General features: G+C 43.6%; 15 protein-coding genes. 8 read left to right on the top strand and 7 right to left on the bottom strand.

What is annotated here, in order from left to right:
* Nucleotides 1-58: 58 nt before the first annotated feature.
* Both RH85_RS02640 and RH85_RS02635 read left to right on the top strand, forming a co-directional pair.
* On the top strand, nt 59-1,207 hold the full coding sequence (locus tag RH85_RS02640; RefSeq protein WP_006710635.1) for an iron-containing alcohol dehydrogenase: 1,149 nt from the start codon (nt 59-61) through the stop codon (nt 1,205-1,207).
* Between the two features lie 323 nt (nt 1,208-1,530).
* On the top strand, nt 1,531-2,157 hold the full coding sequence (locus RH85_RS02635; RefSeq protein ID WP_006710634.1) for a lysoplasmalogenase: 627 nt from the start codon (nt 1,531-1,533) through the stop codon (nt 2,155-2,157).
* Here the strand turns inward: RH85_RS02635 and torS are convergent.
* Nucleotides 2,154-5,039: a TMAO reductase system sensor histidine kinase/response regulator TorS gene (gene torS / locus RH85_RS02630; protein WP_006710633.1), complete on the bottom strand. Its 2,886-nt coding sequence runs from the start codon at nt 5,037-5,039 to the stop codon at nt 2,154-2,156. The two genes, RH85_RS02635 and torS, sit on opposite strands and share 4 nt — an antisense overlap.
* 80 nt (nt 5,040-5,119) lie before the next feature.
* Between torS and torT the strand changes: the two genes are divergently transcribed.
* The gene (gene torT / locus RH85_RS02625; RefSeq protein ID WP_006710632.1) at nt 5,120-6,121 is read left to right on the top strand and encodes a TMAO reductase system periplasmic protein TorT; all 1,002 of its coding nucleotides are present in this window, start codon (nt 5,120-5,122) and stop codon (nt 6,119-6,121) included.
* Between the two features lie 9 nt (nt 6,122-6,130).
* Nucleotides 6,131-6,586, top strand: coding sequence for a methylglyoxal synthase (locus tag RH85_RS23245; RefSeq protein WP_006710631.1), 456 nt, complete (start codon nt 6,131-6,133; stop codon nt 6,584-6,586).
* An 81-nt stretch (nt 6,587-6,667) separates the two neighbouring features.
* Here RH85_RS23245 and helD read toward each other — a convergent pair whose 3' ends face one another.
* Nucleotides 6,668-8,731 (bottom strand): DNA helicase IV, encoded by a 2,064-nt coding sequence (gene helD / locus RH85_RS02615; RefSeq protein WP_006710630.1) that lies wholly within the window; start codon nt 8,729-8,731, stop codon nt 6,668-6,670.
* Between the two features lie 199 nt (nt 8,732-8,930).
* On the opposite strand from helD, the gene yccS reads away from it, so the two are divergent.
* The 4 genes from yccS (at nt 8,931) to RH85_RS02595 (ending at nt 13,920) form a co-directional block, all read left to right on the top strand.
* The gene (yccS, locus tag RH85_RS02610) at nt 8,931-11,105 is read left to right on the top strand and encodes a YccS family putative transporter (RefSeq protein ID WP_006710629.1); all 2,175 of its coding nucleotides are present in this window, start codon (nt 8,931-8,933) and stop codon (nt 11,103-11,105) included.
* A gap of 231 nt (nt 11,106-11,336) precedes the next feature.
* Nucleotides 11,337-11,546: a hypothetical protein gene (locus RH85_RS02605; RefSeq protein ID WP_006710628.1), complete on the top strand. Its 210-nt coding sequence runs from the start codon at nt 11,337-11,339 to the stop codon at nt 11,544-11,546.
* 114 nt (nt 11,547-11,660) lie between these two features.
* Nucleotides 11,661-13,193 (top strand): glycerol-3-phosphate dehydrogenase, encoded by a 1,533-nt coding sequence (gene glpD / locus RH85_RS02600; RefSeq protein WP_039948430.1) that lies wholly within the window; start codon nt 11,661-11,663, stop codon nt 13,191-13,193.
* Between the two features lie 67 nt (nt 13,194-13,260).
* The gene (locus RH85_RS02595; protein WP_006710626.1) at nt 13,261-13,920 is read left to right on the top strand and encodes a PilZ domain-containing protein; all 660 of its coding nucleotides are present in this window, start codon (nt 13,261-13,263) and stop codon (nt 13,918-13,920) included.
* Here the strand turns inward: RH85_RS02595 and luxQ are convergent.
* From luxQ to RH85_RS02570, 5 genes are all read right to left on the bottom strand, one after another.
* A complete protein-coding gene (gene luxQ, locus RH85_RS02590) occupies nt 13,917-16,466 on the bottom strand; it encodes a quorum-sensing autoinducer 2 sensor kinase/phosphatase LuxQ (protein ID WP_006710625.1) in 2,550 nt (849 codons plus the stop codon). The genes RH85_RS02595 and luxQ overlap by 4 nt on opposite strands.
* Nucleotides 16,466-17,563: an autoinducer 2-binding periplasmic protein LuxP gene (locus tag RH85_RS02585; RefSeq protein WP_006710624.1), complete on the bottom strand. Its 1,098-nt coding sequence runs from the start codon at nt 17,561-17,563 to the stop codon at nt 16,466-16,468. The genes luxQ and RH85_RS02585 overlap by 1 nt, the downstream gene beginning before the upstream one ends.
* A 90-nt stretch (nt 17,564-17,653) precedes the next feature.
* Nucleotides 17,654-17,977: a GIY-YIG nuclease family protein gene (locus tag RH85_RS02580; RefSeq protein WP_006710623.1), complete on the bottom strand. Its 324-nt coding sequence runs from the start codon at nt 17,975-17,977 to the stop codon at nt 17,654-17,656.
* Nucleotides 17,970-18,626, bottom strand: a complete 657-nt coding sequence (locus RH85_RS02575; protein WP_006710622.1) for a YceH family protein — start codon at nt 18,624-18,626, stop codon at nt 17,970-17,972. The genes RH85_RS02580 and RH85_RS02575 overlap by 8 nt, the downstream gene beginning before the upstream one ends.
* A 33-nt stretch (nt 18,627-18,659) precedes the next feature.
* Nucleotides 18,660-18,854 (bottom strand): hypothetical protein, encoded by a 195-nt coding sequence (locus tag RH85_RS02570; protein ID WP_006710621.1) that lies wholly within the window; start codon nt 18,852-18,854, stop codon nt 18,660-18,662.
* Between the last annotated feature and the right edge of the window lie 89 nt (nt 18,855-18,943).

The following is an 18,943-nucleotide window of genomic DNA, read 5'->3' as shown; positions in this document are numbered from 1 at the left end:
GTTATAAATAAATCAATAACTATTCTCTACCCATTCCCTGCGAGGTAATCACGTGTCTATGCATTTCACTTATTCTAACCCAACTACGATTTTGTTTGGCCAAGGTCAAATTGCTTCGATTACAACAGCGATCCCTAAGACAAGTAAAGTACTGGTAGTTTATGGCGGCGGCTCTATCAAGAACAATGGCGTATACCAACAAGTGGTGAGCGCATTAAACGATTTTGAGTGGGTTGAATTCTCCGGCGTTGAACCAAATCCAACCAAAGAAACCCTCGACAAAGCGGTCACGCTTGTCAAAGATCAAGCGATAGACATGATCCTAGCCGTTGGCGGCGGTTCGGTTATTGACGGCTGTAAATACATCGCAGCGGCAGCACAATATGACGGTGATGGTTGGGATATTTTAACGGGACAACATCAAGTGACCGCAGCAACACCGCTGGGCGCTATTCTTACCCTGCCTGCAACAGGTTCAGAATCAAATTCGGGCGCGGTTATTACTAAAGCGGAAACGCAAGACAAACTCGCATTTCTTTCCCCTTTTGTACAACCAAAGTTCGCGGTAATGGACCCTGATGTCATGAAGTCTTTGCCTGAACGTCAGCTAATTAACGGTCTTGTTGATGCTTGGGTACACGTTTGTGAACAATACTTAACCTACAACCATGGTCACATGGTGCAAGATGGTTATGCGGAAGTGCTACTACGCAACCTACTGACTTTAGGTGAACAATATCCACAACGTGACTGTGATCAGTGGCGAGAAAATCTGATGTGGACAGCAAACCAAGCACTAAACGGTCTAATTGGTTCTGGTGTACCCCACGATTGGGCGACGCATATGATTGGTCATGAACTGACTGCATTATGGCATGTTGATCATGCTCGCTCACTGGCGATTGTTCAACCATCACTGCTGCGTAATCAAATCGCGAATAAGCGCAGCAAACTTGATCAAATGGGTCGTGAAGTCTTCCGTTTAGAGTCTGGAGATCAACTCGCAGAGCGAACCATTGACGCAATTGAAGCTTTCTACCATAGCCTTGGGGTTTCGACACAACTTACAGAACATGGTGGTGATCAGTCTCAAGCCGTGGATAAAGTTATCGACCAACTAGAAAAACATGGTATGAGTGCACTAGGTGAAACGCAGGCGATCAGCTTAGATGAAAGCCGCGCGATTCTACAAAATGCCATCGCTTAATCTGGCTATCGCCTTTACGTAGTCGTACTGCGTAACGCTCAATCAAGGCTTAGCGAATCGCTAAGCCTTTTTGTTATCACTGACTAAAGTATCGCTAATCTTGCGTACTTCTATCGTCTACGCTGAATATCCTCGCTGCACTAGTGACAGCGTCACTTGCATTTCATCGCATAAAACACCAATCACATTGTTATCTAAGCTAGATTGGCAATGATAAGTCGAATAAAAGCATAATATTTTTCAATGCCATATAGCATTTGTCTGGAACAAACGCTAAGGTTACGGGGATCGTTAGAGATGTTTGGTGTGAATAAAGGAAAAATATGTGGTTCGCTATTGTTTCACTTTGCTTAGTGCATATTTACACGATCAGCCGCGGACCTCGCTGGTTATTTTATCTTAGTAAACCCCTCCCTGTTGTTTTGCTTACCTTCTTGGTCGTCACCAACCCAAGCGATAGCCAATATTATAATCAAATCATTGCTTGCGGACTCATTCTGTCAGTGATTGGCGATGTATTATTGATGTCGCCACGAGATCGCTTTCGTGCGGGTCTATGGTGCTTCTTTGCAGTACAAGTTTGCTATGGCTATGCGTTCTCTTTGATCATCCCACACTATAGTGGTGTGATACTGCCAATTATCTTATCCACCATTGGTTTAGTTGTTTTTTTGTTGCTATTACCCAATATGCAAAGTGAACGCTGGCATGTCGCGTGTTATGTGAGTGCTATTTTGTTTATGGCGTGGAATGCAATAGAGGCTTGGCAAAGCTCACCAGTACATACAGCGGTACTGGCCGGCATTGGGGCAATCATTTTTATTATGTCAGATTTAGTGCTTGCCATTGACCGATTCAGAGCAAGTTCTGATTATTCGCGCCATGTAGTGATGTTTACCTACTACACAGCGCAATCGCTGATCGCATTATCCGCTATTTGGATGCTCTAATTAACAATAGCTTGTAATGCTAGCTTAGATTGTTGCAGCAACTCAACGAGCCTTGGTTTGCATATTTGATAGGTTTGCCTTGGGTTGTTTGAACTTTCGATATCAGCACAAACTTGATGCAAAGCGACCAAACCTAAACTGCCTGCAGAGCCTTTGAGTTTGTGAGCCAGCTGTTTGATTTGCGTGGCGTCATTGTTTTGTTCAGCATCCGTGAGTTCAGACAATATTTCCTCACTACCGACAATAAACAATTGCACGATATGCTGCATTTTAGCTAGGCCTAACACCTTAAGATCATCGCGGATCATCACTTCATTCAACAGGCTAAAATTGCTTGTGATCGGGGTCGGCAAGTTCGCTTGATCAAGTAGTAACGTTTTGCCATCCAAACGGTTTTGGATTAATTCACATAAGGCATCTTTATCGAGAGGCTTCGGTAAGTAGCCATCAAAACCTGCGGCAAGGTAACTCTCCACTTCTTCATTGTAAACATGCGCCGATACCGCGACAAAAGGAGTACGATCAGCTGGTGGAATAGCCGCTTCTCGCTGCATTTTACGCAACTCTTCTAATAAGTCACGACCATCACAGTCAGGTAAATTAATGTCCAGTAGTGCTATATCGAAGCTATCTTGGGCAAATAATTGTTTTGCTTCCTCACCACTTTCAGCAATGACCACCTGGTGGCCTAAATTGGTTAAGAACCCCTCTGCTACCACGCAGTTAACTGGGTTATCTTCAACCAATAATACTTTGGCGCTTAATACACACTGTGTTGGGCTCTCTTTTTTTACCACTTCTTGGCCAACTTCAAGAGGGACGGTAAACCAGAAGCGGCTACCTTGGCCTACTTGGGACTCAACATTTAATGTGCCGCCCATCGCTTCAACGATACGTTTACTAATAGCAAGACCGAGTCCAGTCCCACCTTTTACGCCCAATCCGCCAGAGGCTTGCGTAAAGGCATCAAACAATGACGCCATTTCTTGCTCAGAAATCCCAATGCCCGAATCTGAAACTTCGAACGTAACCTGATTCTCCTCTTCTAACGACACATAAATATCAACATGACCGTCATCGGTAAATTTGATCGCGTTGCCGACCAAATTATTCAGCACTTGGCTAATACGAGTGACGTCACCAAACCAGAATGGGGTAATATCGCTTTCGATAATCGTAGAGAGCTCTAGTTGCTTTTCTTTAGCTCTCCCCATCAATAGCTGATGAACATCTTCAACCATGTAATGAAGATTAAAATCGACAGGTCGAATTTCCAAATGACCCGCTTCAATTTTGGAGTAGTCGAGAACGTCATTAAGGATCGCTAATAAGGTTTTACCGCTACGATTGATAATATCGACATAGTAGGTTTGCTGCGCATTTAAGCCTGCATCTTTTAGCAAGCGTGCCGTTCCCAGCACGCCATTCATTGGCGTACGTATTTCATGACTCATGGTTGCAAGAAAAGCGGATTTTGCGCGGCTTGCTTGCTCTGCTTCTTGGCGCGCCAAGGTGTGGTTGACCACTTCAAGGTTAAGTCGCTTATTCGCTTCTTGTAGCTGATGAGTTCGCTCCATAATCAACTCTTCCAAGCGGCCTTTGTGCTCTTCAAGCTCACGTTTTGCCGTGCGTTCACTCTCTGCGACAACTTTCAATGCGTGCGCCGTGTTGCGTGCAGTAATGATCGCTTGTCCCATATGGGCTAATTCATCATTACCTTTGACGGTGATATCAACTTTTAACTGCCCTTGTGCGATTGATAACAGTGCTGATGAATACTCAGCTAGACGTTTAAGTACCGATACATAAACGACTTTCCACACGATGAATACGGCAATCAACATACCTAATACGGTGATAATGGTCAGCGTTAATTGGGCAAAATTAAGGGTTGTTTTAAGTTCATCCACCGCCTCAGTGGTCGCTTGGTTTGAATCATCAACCAATTTATTCACCGTTGCATTTAACGCGGTAAATTGGTCAAGTGTGTCGAGCATCAACTGGTGTGATTCTTTCTCATTGTCGTGACGTTGTAACAGAACATCAAATACAACACCACGCGCATCCAGTTGACTGAGTAGTTCTGACATTTGGACAGAACGAGTTGGGTCTTCGACAGCAGTAACGCGGCGCTTCATGATAGAAAGGTTATCGTTAAACTGGTCGCGGATTGCACTTAATCGCTTGGTATCTGTGATGGTGCGAATTTCTTCAATTTGATTGAGCATCTGAAAAGCTAATAGGTGCAGTTCATGCAAACGCTCAGAAAGATCCAAATCTACTTCCACCAAAGCATCCAATGCTTGGTATGCTTTTTCCGTATGTTGCTTGGCCAACAGATCGTATATATGAGTGACGTTCGCAACAGCAATCGTACTGGTATTAGAAACTTGGGTACGAGTGAGTTGTTCGAGCTCTTGCGCCAATGAGCGCATGTCCTCTGTCCTAACAATCAGGTCATGTTCTAAAAAGAGTTTCTTTTCCACCACCACACCCAGTTTACCGAGTGTATTAATGATCTGCTGAACATTGGATTCAAGGGTTTGGAGTAATTGAGAATCAAACGAGTCCGAGCCCAATTGTTTAATATGAGTAAGTAACGCTTCAAGTTGGTCAAACAACTCTTTGCCAGACGCCTTGCGTTGTTCTTCATTGCGAGCGCTATTTAAATTTTGCACTGAAGAGATAATACGTGAGCTCAACTCCGCAACTTGGCGAGCTTCAATCATTGATGGAATCGCGGAATTCACCACATTTCGTTCTGTCTTCGCGACAAAAGAAAAACCGAATACGCCGATGATGGACGACATCAGAACGAGCAGTGCCATCACTAGAAAAGCAAACAACAACTTACGGCCAATGCTGGCTTTAGCAAGTAACATGGGAATTCATCACTTCTTAACTCTCTCAGAATGCGCTATATTCTGCAGTGTTTACACTATTTAATCCAACGAAAACCGTCATGCCATCTGTTTCTGTATCGAATACCTTGTTCAAAATTTTAATCGTACTGTGCAGCCTATTGTTTACTGTTCAATCGGTAGCCAAAGAACCGTTAAAAATTTGTGCTATTTACCCCCATCTTAAAGATTCCTACTGGCTATCCGTCAACTACGGCATGGTCGATGAGGCACGAAAAAATAACGTGCAGTTACGCGTATTAGAAGCCGGTGGGTACCCAAATCACGATAAACAGAAAGAGCAGCTATCACTTTGTACTAACTGGAATGCTGACGCGATCATTCTAGGCACGGTCGCTCCTGACATTTACTATTCAGATCTCAAACGTTATGTGGGCAGCACGCCGATTTTTGCCACAGTTAATAAGCTGATTGTCGATGACGCGACACAGAGCATTCTCAAGGGGGAAGTTGGTGTCGATTGGTATTGGATGGGTTACTACACCGGCCAATACCTTAAACGCAAACACCCAACCGGAAGTGGCATCACTTCCATCGCGCTATTACCTGGGCCAAAATCGAGTGGAGGCACCAAACCGGTTATTCAAGGTTTGCTAGCCGCAATACAAGATAGTGATGTTCGTATTGTTGAAACTTTTTGGACGGATAATGACAAAGAGCTGCAGCGTAACCTGGTTCAGAAAGCCATTGAAGGCGAAAAAATCGATTATATCGTGGGCAGCGCCGTTGCAATCGAAGCGGCCATCAGCGAACTTCGCTCATCAAAGAAAACCGGTGAAATTGGGTTGATTTCAACCTATCTCAGCCATGGTGTTTACCGCGGTTTGTTGCGAAATCGAGTTGAATTTGCTCCAACCGATAAAATGGTACTACAAGGACGCTTATCTGTTCAGCAAGCCGTAAACTACTTGAATGGGATGCAATTTGAAAAAATTGAAGCTCCTATCATAGAAGCTTTGACACCGAATAATCTCAACCCTAAAGTGATTGCGGAGTCTCTGTCTCCTTCAGAGTATCGCCCTACGTTTTATATCAATAATTAGGAAAATTAGATGCAAAAGACAACGCGTACTATGCCAGCTCATAAACACGTCGCGCTCGTAGCTCACGATAACTGCAAGCCAGAGCTGCTGCGTTGGGTAAAAGAAAATAAAGAAAAACTTCAACGCCACTTTCTTTACGCCACTGGTACCACTGGTCATATGCTAAGTAAAGAAACCGGTCTGGCAATTAAAAGCATGATTAGCGGTCCAATGGGCGGCGATCAACAGCTTGGTGCATTGATTTCTGAAGGCAAAATCGACGTTATGATTTTCTTCTGGGACCCTCTTAATGCGGTACCGCATGATCCAGATGTTAAAGCCCTACTTCGAATTGCTAGTGTGTGGAATATTCCTGTTGCGACCAACCGTGCAACCGCGAAGTTTCTGTTCAGCTCCGAGTTGATTGAACAAGAAGTTGATATCGAAATTCCTGATTACGACGCTTACATTGCAGAACGCATCTAAGCATCAACGTTAATTAAAAAAAACCGAAGATTTCTCTTCGGTTTTTTATTTATTAACCACATGTAGGCAGCTTAACCCTGATTAAGATTGGTTAACTGGGTAGTCATCATTGACTAACTCTTTAACAAAAGTAGAGCCACTGCCTTTATAGGCAACCCACACTTTCTGCTTGGCTCGTGTTAATGCAACATAAAACAAACGACGCTCCTCAGCATAAGCAAAATCATCATTCGATTGCGTTAAGGCACCATTAAGATGGATTGCTTTCACGCGCGCAGGAAATTGCCCTTCATCGACGTTCACCACGATGACATAATCTGCTTCTTTACCCTTACTGGCATGGCAGGTCATAAACTCCATATCCAGTTGTTTAAACTGCTTCTGCCAATCCGCGAGAAGCTCTGGTTTATGGTAATGATTGCGCCCCAAGATCAACACCGTTTGCTTTGATTTCGCTTTACGATCTAATTGATCAAGGATCTTTTCAACATTGGCCATCGGGATCAAGGAGACCGCTTTACCCTTCTGTTCCTTGTGACTCTTGAGTTCTTTCGCCAATTGATTCGGGTTTTGCTGAATAAATTCATTGGCAACATTACCCAGTTGATTGTTAAAGCGGTACGTCGTATCTAAATAATGCAGGGTTGAATTGGGAAAGCGCTGTGCAAACCCGGTCGTCAGGTCAACATCTGCACCGGCAAATTGATAGATTGATTGCCAATCATCGCCCACAGCAAAAAGAACACAATCTTGATGCTTACTTTGATTACATAGCGCTTCAACCAAAGCCAATCGCTGCGGAGAAATGTCTTGGTATTCATCGATCATGATGTATTTCCAAGGCGAGGTGAATTTACCCTTCTGCACATAACTGGTTGCACGGCTTATCATGCTGTTAAAATCAATTTCATTCTGCTCTTTAAGCATGTCTAACCATGCTTGGTAGCATGGCCACACCAAAGCAAGCTCACTGTTTAGACGCGTATATTCTTGGTGATCAACCAGCTGCTGTTGTATCTCTTTCTTGGTGCTCTCCATTGCCGCTAATTGCGTTAGTTGTGTATCTAACCAAGCGATCAATTTAGGATTTTCAACATGACTACCGAGCTCTTCATCGCCCGCGATATAAGCAATCGGCCACTTAGATAAGTGTTTTTGCCAGCGCTTGTAACTGGTTGGCGTCATCCAATGTCGCTTTAGCCAATCTGTACACCACCCTTGACGTAGCTTTTCATTAACCGCTATCGGTGAAATGCGTACTTGTTCGCCTTCAACGTGACGCAAGATTTGCAAACCCAACTGGTGAAAGGTATTCACTTTGACTTGCTCAGTGGCTGAACCAATCTTACTTGTTAATCGTTGACTCATTTCTTGTGCCGCTTCTCGGCCAAAGGCCAGCATCAATATCTCTGATGCTTGGGCTAAATGACTCTGCAACAAATACGCGACACGTGCAGTAAGCACGCTGGTTTTTCCTGAACCAGCACCAGCCAACACAAGATTGTTATTGTCGTTGAGTAATACTGCTTTTTGCTGGCTAAGATTCAGTGGCGAGGACTCGATTTGAGAAAAAAGCACTTTCCAATTGTCTAACTCATTCACCATCCAGTCGTGATTGCGTTGCTCTAGTTTGTGCTCTGAGTCTGTCACCCACGGGGCAATTTTTTCCATACGTCGCGGCATTCTTAACGTCGCGTCATCAAGTGTCATCGACATTGTGGCAAAGTCTGTTTCAATATTCTCTAGCCATTGCGCCACTTGTGCATGAGTAACAAAGCTCTGCGAACGATGAAAAACACTGACCTGTTCTTCCCATTGCGGTAGGAATTCAACCAATTGACGACATTGTTCATTGTGCCAATGTTGATAATGCTTAATAGCATGGCGAGCAAATTGACGACATTTTTCCCAAGGTAAACCTTGTACTAGCCAACTTTGTTGACGATTATCTTGAGGGTGAGCAAAAAACTGCAATCCTCCCCAAATCAAACCGCGTTTGAGTTCAACTCGACCGCTCCATACATTGAATGGAATGCGTTCTTCACTGTTTTCTGAGCTCAATACAATAAAATCGTTATCGAGGCTGACGTGATGATATTCGTTTTGAATGAAGAATTTTGCAGTCTTGTTTGCCGTTAGCTGCATTGTTTTAAGCCTATGGATTCTGTTGCTTTTATCATATCTTATCCTCGTTCTGATTTGAAAAAGGAATTGAAAATTCGTTGTCAATAATAGCAGCGCTTAATTAATCAACAACTAAACCTATTTCTTTATCTGTATCAGAAGTTTACCATAGGATTTCTGTTATTATTTGCTCTCAAATACAGTAAAAGTTGGATAACCGGTGCATTTTTTGAGTCAACTCCGCCTCTATTGGGCCAACAAGACCTTTAATTATAGTCTTTTGATACTGATCACCCTGCTGGGCGTTGTCATTCCCACTTGGTATTACCAGCTTAATTCACTCGTCATACCTTTAATTCTTGGCGTGATTGCTGCTGCATTGGCGGAAAGTGAAGACAGCTTTACTGGTCGATTAAAATCCGTCACTCTGACCTTTATCTGTTTTGCCATTGCTGCAGTCTCAATTGAAGTCCTGTTTAAGTACCCACCGTTTTTTGCCTTAGGCCTATTTGTTTCTACTTTTAGCTTCATCATGCTCGGCGCTATCGGCCCGCGCTACGCCAGTATCGCATTTGGCTCTTTGCTAATCGCCATTTATGCCATGCTTGGGGCTCACGAAAGTACCAACCTTTGGTTTCAACCTCTAATGTTGCTCAGTGGTGCGGCATGGTATTATTTAATGTCGATGATTTGGCACGCCTTCTGGCCAACTCAACCCGTGCAACAAAGCTTATCCAAAGTCTTCTTTGAATTGGGTAATTACCTCGATGCTAAAAGTGAATTATTTCATCCGGTATCCGATCTCAAGCCACAACCTTATCGCATCAAAGAAGCCAATCTCAATGCGGTGACGGTGAATGCGTTGAACCAATGCAAAGTTACGTTGCTAAGTCGTTCTAAACGCGGCCATATTGACGGTGCCAGTGACCGATTTCTTAACATTTACTTTATTGCTCAAGACATCCATGAACGCGCCAGTTCTAGCCATTATCGTTACCAAGAATTAGCGCAGCATTTTGATCGCTCCGATGTTCTCTTTCGCTTTAAACACTTATTACAAGTTCAGGCCAAAGCGTGTCGTGAAATCGCGACCGCAATCCGTCTGGGTAAAGATTTTCAATATACTGATTCTATTTTGGCGCTGGATGAATTACAGGCATCACTCACCTATCTTCAGCAACAGCAAAAGCCTGAATGGCGTTCACTGCTGTCTCAACTCGGTTATCTATTCAATAACCTCGCGACGGTTGATAGACAACTGAGTAATGTTAACAACCCAGATGTGAGTCGCTTAGAAGAAGGAGTGCTCGATGATACCGAAGCGCACAACCCAAAAATTATGTGGCAACGTATTCGCGCTAATCTAAATCGCGATTCAATGTTATTTCGCCACGCGATTAGGATGTCTATTGCGTTGACGCTAGGCTACGGCATCATCCAGTTGTTTGATATTGAACGTGGCTACTGGATTTTGTTAACCACACTGTTTGTTTGTCAGCCTAACTACAGCGCGACTAAGCAAAAACTGGTGGCGCGTGTTTTGGGGACGTTGGCCGGCCTTCTGGTTGGTGCGCCCTTATTGGCCATGTTCCCGTCACAAGAAAGCCAATTAGTCTTCATCGTTATTTCAGGCGTGGCATTTTTTGCGTTTCGCTTAGCCAACTATGGTTACGCGACAGGGTTTATCACCTTGTTGGTGCTGTTTTGCTTCAACCAACTCGGTGAAGGTTACGCCGTTGTACTACCTCGCTTGGCCGATACCTTAATTGGCTGTGCCCTTGCTGTAGCGGCTGTGACCTTTATCTTGCCCGATTGGCAATCCAAACGTTTGCACAAAGTCATGGCAGAAGGCATTCGTTCAAATAAAGACTATTTAGCACAAATTATTGGCCAGTATCGGATTGGTAAAAACGATAGTTTGGCGTATCGAATCGCGCGACGAAATGCCCATAACCAAGATGCAAACCTGACTTCAGCCATCAGTGCAATGTTGGTCGAGCCAGGTAAATACCATTCCGCCGTGGATGAGAGTTTTCGTTTGCTGACATTAAACCATGCCTTATTGAGTTACATTTCTGCATTGGGCGCTCATCGAACTCGCATCGACAATGACACCACTCATCAGTTGGTGTTGCAGTCACATCGAGTAATTCATCATCATTTAGAATTACTCTACGGACAACTCAATGATCAATCGATTGAATGTGATACTAATCGTATTGATGATCCAGCGTTAGAAGCCCGCCTTGCTGAATGGAGAGACGAAGATGACAGCTCTGCTCGCATGGTGCTTCAACAACTCTATCTCATTTATCGCATGCTGCCTGAATTGCATTCACTCGCCAGTAAGTTTTCGGTACGCGTAACTCATTCAACAAAATCAGCGGCAAAGTAGTGGCAATCCGTGCGGTGAATCTTTGGATTCACTGCACGCTATATAATCGGCCAAAAACGGGCAGTTTCACCGATTTCTCGCCTTGCGCTGACATAATTCGGACATTATTTAACCTCAATTATCTATTCTGATAGCTCGCTAAGCACACAAGGAAGCGACAACATCTCATCTGATGTTCTAGGCGTAAGGACATAATGAAGCTTAGTATTGCTGTTAAATTGGGGGTAAAAAATGGCACGAGCATATAATGTCGGTTCGTCGAGCTTTGGTCGCACCACAAGCCATAATTCAAAACATTTAGAATTGCTTAAATCAAGTGTTCACCAACTCTCTCCGAGCCAGTTGCGTGAATTGCGGGGAGTGATCAATTCAAAGCTAAATGATGTCAATCAAGTGCGCATCACCGAAGAAGAACAGCGCCTAATCAACAGCTTGTTCTAGCGAGGGTTTATATTGTTTGCGATGCTTGAATGTCCGATTTTAGATAACATTCACATCCCATTGTTTTTAGTTGTCTATAATTATCACTATTAGGCTTTATATCAGGTACTTATAGTGATTAGAGATGACGAGTTTACCTCCCAAAAAGCGCCCTTTGACATGATCGTTGTTGGCGGCGGTATTAACGGTGCCGGTATTGCTGCGGAAGCCGTTAATCGCAGATTAAGCGTCGGGCTATATGAAGCCAAAGATTTTGCCTGTGCAACCTCATCGGCCAGTTCAAAACTCATTCATGGTGGATTGCGTTATCTCGAGTATGGCGAATTTCGTTTAGTCAAAGAAGCGCTCAATGAACGAGAGATTTTGCTCACGAAAGCCGCTCATCTGATCAAACCGATGCGTTTTCGAATGCCTCACCTCCCCCACTTACGTGCAAAATGGCAAATCAAAGCCGGGTTATTTTTATACGACCATCTTGCCAAACGTTGCCTGTTAGCGCCTTCACTGCAATTAAAAGTGACTCCTGCTGATGGGCTGAGCAAACATATTGATTATGTTTTCGAGTATTCTGATTGCTGGATCGATGATTCACGGCTGGTAATTGAAAATCTGAAACTGGCACAGTGTCACGGAGCTGAAGTAAGAAACTATTGCCGAGTGACAAAGGCTGAACGTGTCGACCAATTGTGGCGAGTAACGCTATTTGATCAACGTACGGGCTGCGAACACATTCGCTACTGTCGAGTATTAGTTAACGCGACAGGACCTTGGGCGGCGGAGTTCCTTAACCAGTCCACCCCTGAATCCAGCCCTCACACCATGCGTTTAATCAAAGGTTCGCATTTAATCGTACCGCGTATTTACCCAGATGAGCACGCCTATGTTTTACAAAACCAAGATAAGCGAATTGTCTTCGTGATCCCCTACCTTGATCGCTTTTCTATGATAGGGACCACGGATATACCGTTTGATGGCGACCCTTACCAAGCGATGACCAGTGAGGATGAAATCAACTACTTGTTGTCAGTGACAAACCAATTTTTTAATCGCCAGCTCACACCCGACGATGTCATTGATCATTTTAGTGGGGTAAGACCTCTATTTAATGATGGTGAAGGTGAAAGCGTTTCTGCTCAAGCCGTTAGTCGCGATTATGATCTCGCTCTCCAAACATCGGCCGACAATCCACCGCTGTTGACCGTTTTTGGCGGTAAATTAACGACCTACCGCAAGTTGTCACTCAATGTGTTGGAATCACTTGCTCCATACTTTCCGAACGCATATACCGAAAAAAAGGACCCACCGTTACTCGGTTCACAAGGTTATCAAAAAGAAGTGTTGCTGCATCAATTAGCCAGTCAGTTGCCTTATCTAAGCAGTCAAACCAGACAACGACTAGTCGATCAATATGGCACTGAGGTGTGGAATGTGGTCAAAGATGCTCAAAGTAGCGACCGAACTATTGTTGCTGATTTATACCCATTTGAATTAGATTATTTGGTTACCCATGAATGGGCTGTAACGGTTGAGGATATTGTTAAACGTAGAACTAAACTGCATTTCGATTGTGATTCACAAGCACTTGCGGCACTTGCAAGTGCACTCATAGAAGGACAGAGATCTCAAAACATTCCTCCGTCAATATGAGACTATTCAACTTGTTGAGATTCAGCGCTATAGTATTTGGCTTCTCATTCCTGCACCTTTGTTGACTATGCCACAAAACAACGTTGAGCAACTGATACCATTTTTAACCGCCGGGCTTAAGCTATCGGTCAATCTTGAATTTGGTCCTAACGACCTCCATTCGTTCAATGCTGATTACATCGGTTGTAAACTAGGCCAGTACATGATTATTGAGTTTCCTAAAAAATCTCAAGAAGTGTTAGTCATGCGGCAGCTCAATAATGTTTCCGTCGTCATACGCGCGATAACTCACTCCAAGCTTGGGCATATCATTGCCTTTAAGAGTTCGGTTCTCGCCAGTATCAGTTCTCCCACGGGGCTGTTATTGATTCGTATGCCGCAACATTTTGCATCTAAACCAATCCGAAATCATGAACGCTACCCTATTGATATACCAGTACAAGTCGTCTCAAATACCGTCTCCTATGACGCGACCATGGTCGATTTTTCAATCACAGGTTGCGCCTTGTATATCAGCGGTGAAAACAGCCTCTCCATGGAAAGCGATTTAGAGATCAACTGCGAGTTTTCCTCATTTTTGCCAACCAACTTAGCCTATTCCATCGTCAGCATCGATAAGACCCTACAAGGTCATAAACTCGGAATCAAATTTGACCAAGCGATCGAATTAAGTAGCGATTTTAAACACGCGTTGCTCGAAAAATCCTTCTTAGCCACACCACTTTAAACAGGAGAATGGTAGAAGTGATCTCGATAATGAATAAACGCCTTGTTTAACGCACTTTCTTTAATAGGTTTAACAATAACGTAATTGGCTCCGGCATTAATAAAGGCACGTCGAGTGTCATGCATACCGTCAGCAGTACAAGCAAAAATCGGAACTGACGAAAGTAGTTCGTCACGGATGATTTGGGTTGTTTCAATGCCACCCAAACTTGGTAATTGGTTATCCATCAAAACTAAATCAAGACTTGGATTGTGTTTTAAGTGATCCACAGCGTTATAGCCATCTTGTACCCAAGTTACCTTCATGCCGTATTTTTCACAAAACGCACGCGCGATATAAGCATTGGTATGATTGTCTTCCACGAGCAATACTTCTAGCGCCCGATCAAACAAGGTTTCTGGCGGCTCTAACAGTTGGCTATCAACCGGACTCGCTTCATCTTTCAATAGTGTCATCGGTAAGGTAATGTTGAAGCGAGTGCCAACACCAATCTCACTCTCAACCCAGATTGAGCCATCTAGCAATTCAACTAAACTGTAAACAATCGCAAGTCCCAAGCCACTGCCGCCATACTCACGAGTCGTGGTTGTTTCTGCCTGTACAAAGGGCTCAAAAATATGACTTAGCCGCGCGCTATCGATACCAATACCAGAATCTTCAACCGTGACATCCAAAGTGCAATCTTCACCGTCACCGACTAGGTTTAGGCTAACGTTGATTGTGCCTGTGTGGGTAAATTTAACCGCATTGCTTACTAAGTTAAACATGATTTGATTCAGGCGAATTTGGTCGCTGCACACCAGCTGTCCCGCATCAATGTTACTCGCCATTGTGAATAAGACATTGTTTTCCAGACAAAGTGGTCGATAGGTTTTCTCAATGGTGTTGACCACTTCATATAAGCGAAAATCGCGACGCTGAATATGAAACTTACCCTGCTCTATTTTCGAAAAGTCGAGAATATCGTTCAGAACAGCAAGCAGGTGTTCTCCGCTATTAACTAAGACATCCATATGTTCAATATCGTTTTCTTTGCTTAGCTTCGTTTTTAGCAGCTGCGAGACACCAAGAATACCATTGAGCGGGGTGCGTAATTCATGGCTCATTCTGGCTAAGAAGTCTGCTCTGATCCTTGCTAACTCTTCTGCTTCTTCACGCGCCATTTTACTTTGACGTTCCGCTTCAACAAAACTGGTGACGTCCTGTCCTTGCGCCATAATATGTCGCGTTTGATTATCGATAATAATTGGGGAAAAATTCCAACGATAAGTGTTGTCGCTAATCGCTATATTGATCCCAGTGAGTGAAGCGCCATTCGCTGCCATGCGTATCTGTGGCACTAGCTTATCTAATAGCAATTGATAAAGTTCATCACTCTTACAAAATGTTCGCTCTGCGGCAGGATTCATTCGTAATAGTTGCCCTGAGGTATCCCACAAGGTTATTGGCGACAATGAATAGTTGAATAGGTCAGCAAATTGCTTCTCTTGTTCGCGTAACCTTTTAAAGGAACGTTGAAATGATTGGCCAATTTTATTGAATTCAGCAATCTCAGAGCCTTCAAACAACTTAACTTGCTTAGCTTCAATGCTTTGCTCGGTATAGATCATTAAGTGATTTAGCTCTTTTGATACCCTTTGCCCGAGCCAGAATCGGCTATATAACGCAATCAGAACAATCACGAACAGTGCCACCGCTACCCATAAATAATGGCCTTGCATGAGCAACGCAATATGAGAATTGTCTTGAATTGTGTATACAGAGATAAACGTCGCAACGCTGTTGATGGTTAGATCAACACGCGACACCATATAATTACTTGCGTTTAGTTGCGGTGAATACTCTTCCAACCATCGGATATGCCGAGTGTTGGTTTTCAAGCTACTCGCGATAATTTCACTGCCTACCGCTAGTACCACTTCATCAACGTTACTACCATCCAATAACGCACGAACAAGAGAAAAGTTGTTGTTTAGCACAATGCCAACATAAAGATCGCCCACGACCTCGCCGTTATTCATCGCAATCAAAGACGTACGCCGGATCATCAGATAACGCATTCCCATCGCTGATGGGGTTTGCGATATGTACCAATCACTCCCCGTTACAAGGTCGTCACTAATCTCCATCAATTGCTCATCTTCGATGCCGTAAAAACGATGATTTTCATCGTTCCAGATCATATTTTCGTTCGCGCTAATAAAGCGAAAATCAGGCGACAGGTCTGGGTCAATTTGGTCAATACCATTAAAAAACAGGCTAATATTTTCGCGATTCTCGCCACGCATAGAGTCAACCAAAGACAAACTACGGCTGTAACTGTCTTGTTGGATTTCGATCGACTCGAGCCTGAAGGTAAATATTTCCTGAATCAAGCTTGATGTCTGTTGCTTTGAGCGAGCAACCTCTTGGGTGACGACCTGGCGGTTTACTTGGTAGTTTTGCAACAAAACCACCAAAGTAAGCACGCCAATGGTAAGAAAGATTGAATGCGTTAATAAGGTCGCGAGTTGGTGTTTACCGTTTCGCTTCTGCCACATTTTCATTATTGGTCTGAATACCTAAATGCACGACGTTTCAAACGTTCGATTTTTTCTGCATCATCTGCGCTGGTGACCACTTCAAAATCACCGGAATAAACATGAGGGACCTCTTTTCCTTCAAGATCCCACTTTATCGCTTCTGCCATTGCGATCGCGGTATCATCATTCATGCGCATAACAGTCACATCAATATCCCCTTGCTCGATGGCATTTAGTTCCGCCGTTCCGCCACCCCAGCCATTAACGAGAATATCGCCACGACCAAGTTGCTTCAAAGCATCGACTGCCCCCAGCGCCACATCAGTTGAACAGGCATAAACAAAGGAAATGTCTGGGTCTTTTTCAATCGCACTTAACGTTGCGTTAAAACCTGAATCTCTCGTTGCTTTGGTGTAGTAAGACGATGAAAGTTTATAGCCATCATGGTGGCTCATCTCCTCGATGAAAGTGTCACCACGCGCGTCACTGATATACCCTTCAGAGAAATACAATACTGAGTACTTGCTGCCGGGTTTAATCTTCTCTTTATAATAATTTTCAATCTCTTGCGTACCGCGCTGATGATCAAAACCGACATACATAAATGGTTGATGATCATCCCAAGCACGTACGGGAGTGGTGATATTTTGTAGAATAAGTTTGGTTTCGGTAGAACTGAGCACATGCTCGATAAATTTACGGTGACGGGTCGTATCTAAAGTGAAAATTAAATAATCCGATTTGTTTTGGATAGCTTCTAGCAGTGACAGACTTTGCTGTCTTACATCAACATTCGGCCTAGTAAAAACTTGGTTAATTTCATATTTGATTCCCAACTTGTCCAAACGGATTTCGAACGCTTTTATCTTACGGATCCAGTAATCGGAAATCTGCTGCCCGGGATAGACGACGGAAATTGAGATTGGTCTAGTCTGAGCAGTATCAATCGCTAGTGGCGCCTCTCTCACCGCTTGCGAAAGCTTTTCAGTGAGAACTTGTTGACTCGAGTGAGAAGACAAATATTCATCGTACTGCCAGTAACCGTTCAACACTTGCGTAGAATGTGCTTCCGCAATGAACGGAAAGACAGACAGTAGCGTAGCTAGAGCCGTTTTATACATACAAAATCTCTTATTTACCTAGCAATTTGGTGGACTGATGCAATGCCAATCCATTCGAATTTTATTCACTTTATAATGGTAATACATTTTTTAATTTGCGCGGGTAATCTGCGCATAATATTCCTGACTGATCACCTCTTTAAGCGCGATTTCACCGCAGATCAACGCCTCTTTCTGCGCTTTACTTATTTGTTTTAAGCTATACTCTAATTTAGATGCGATGCTACGATCATTACCGGCAGGGTGAAACCACGCTAATACCAGTGGTCCTTGCCCTTTCAACGCTTTTGCACCAGTCCCCGTGCAATGCTGTTTAAATCGACGTTCTACATCCGTGGTGATCCCGCAATAGAGTCGATTAGAGCGCATACGAACAAAATACACGCTCCAATGGGTTGACGTATCGCTAGCCATTCAATTCTTCAAGAGCTGAACGCAGTTCGATAATCTCGGCTTTTAATGCCACAACTTCCGCTTCCAACTCGATGATACGTGCGTTAGCTGATTGACCTGTATTGGCAGTAGTCATTGCCGCCAACGCATCAATATCAACATCACCACTAAATAAATGCTGGTAGCGAGATTCACGTTTTCCGGCTTCACGCGGCAATTTGACCACTAGAGCGCCTGTTTCAGCATTCGCCATTTTTTCTAGTAGCGCTTCAACCTCTTTAACATCATTAAACTCAGCCAGTCGGTTGGTTCGGGTTCTGATTTCCCCAGGCGTTTGCGCACCGCGTAACAACAGACAGCAGACAATCCCTTTCTCTTGCTTACTTAATTTAAGATCGCCGAACTCGGTATTGCAAAAACGATGTTGGTATTTGTTTGCACGGCTATTGAAACTGCTTTCATCACTCACTAAACGGCGCGACATTAAGCTATCAATGGCTTGTTGAACGTCAAGGTCACTCAGTTGTAATACAGGCTCACGATTGCTTTTTTGATTGCAGGCAGCGGTTAAACTATTGAGCGTAAGAGGATAATAGTCAGGTGTCGTGACTTCTTTTTCGATTAGGCAACCAATCACTCTTGCTTCAATCGGGGATAGCTCAATATTCATAATATTTCCTTATTATTTTAAATTTGATATGAATCAGTGTTCTGCCAAGAGTGGCACTCGCTTCATATTGCCGTTTTCATCAATAATGACAATTTTAGCGCGATTTAGCTCTACCTCAGTGATTTCCTGCAGTGTTCTTTCAAATATGTACGCTTTAAGCAGCTTTTTACTGCGCGTTTCATCTGATATTGCTTCAACCTTCGGTAAAATAATGTCGGAATTTCGCATAATTCAACACGTTATCATTCAAGTGACTTTACAAAATAATATATCGTTCCAGCCATCGGCTCAATCTCTCTCGAAACGAATTGCTGATA

Origin of the sequence: Vibrio ichthyoenteri ATCC 700023 (assembly GCF_000222605.1) — a bacterium.
Taxonomy (GTDB): domain Bacteria; phylum Pseudomonadota; class Gammaproteobacteria; order Enterobacterales; family Vibrionaceae; genus Vibrio; species Vibrio ichthyoenteri.
This window is presented reverse-complemented; position numbering and strand designations above follow the sequence as displayed.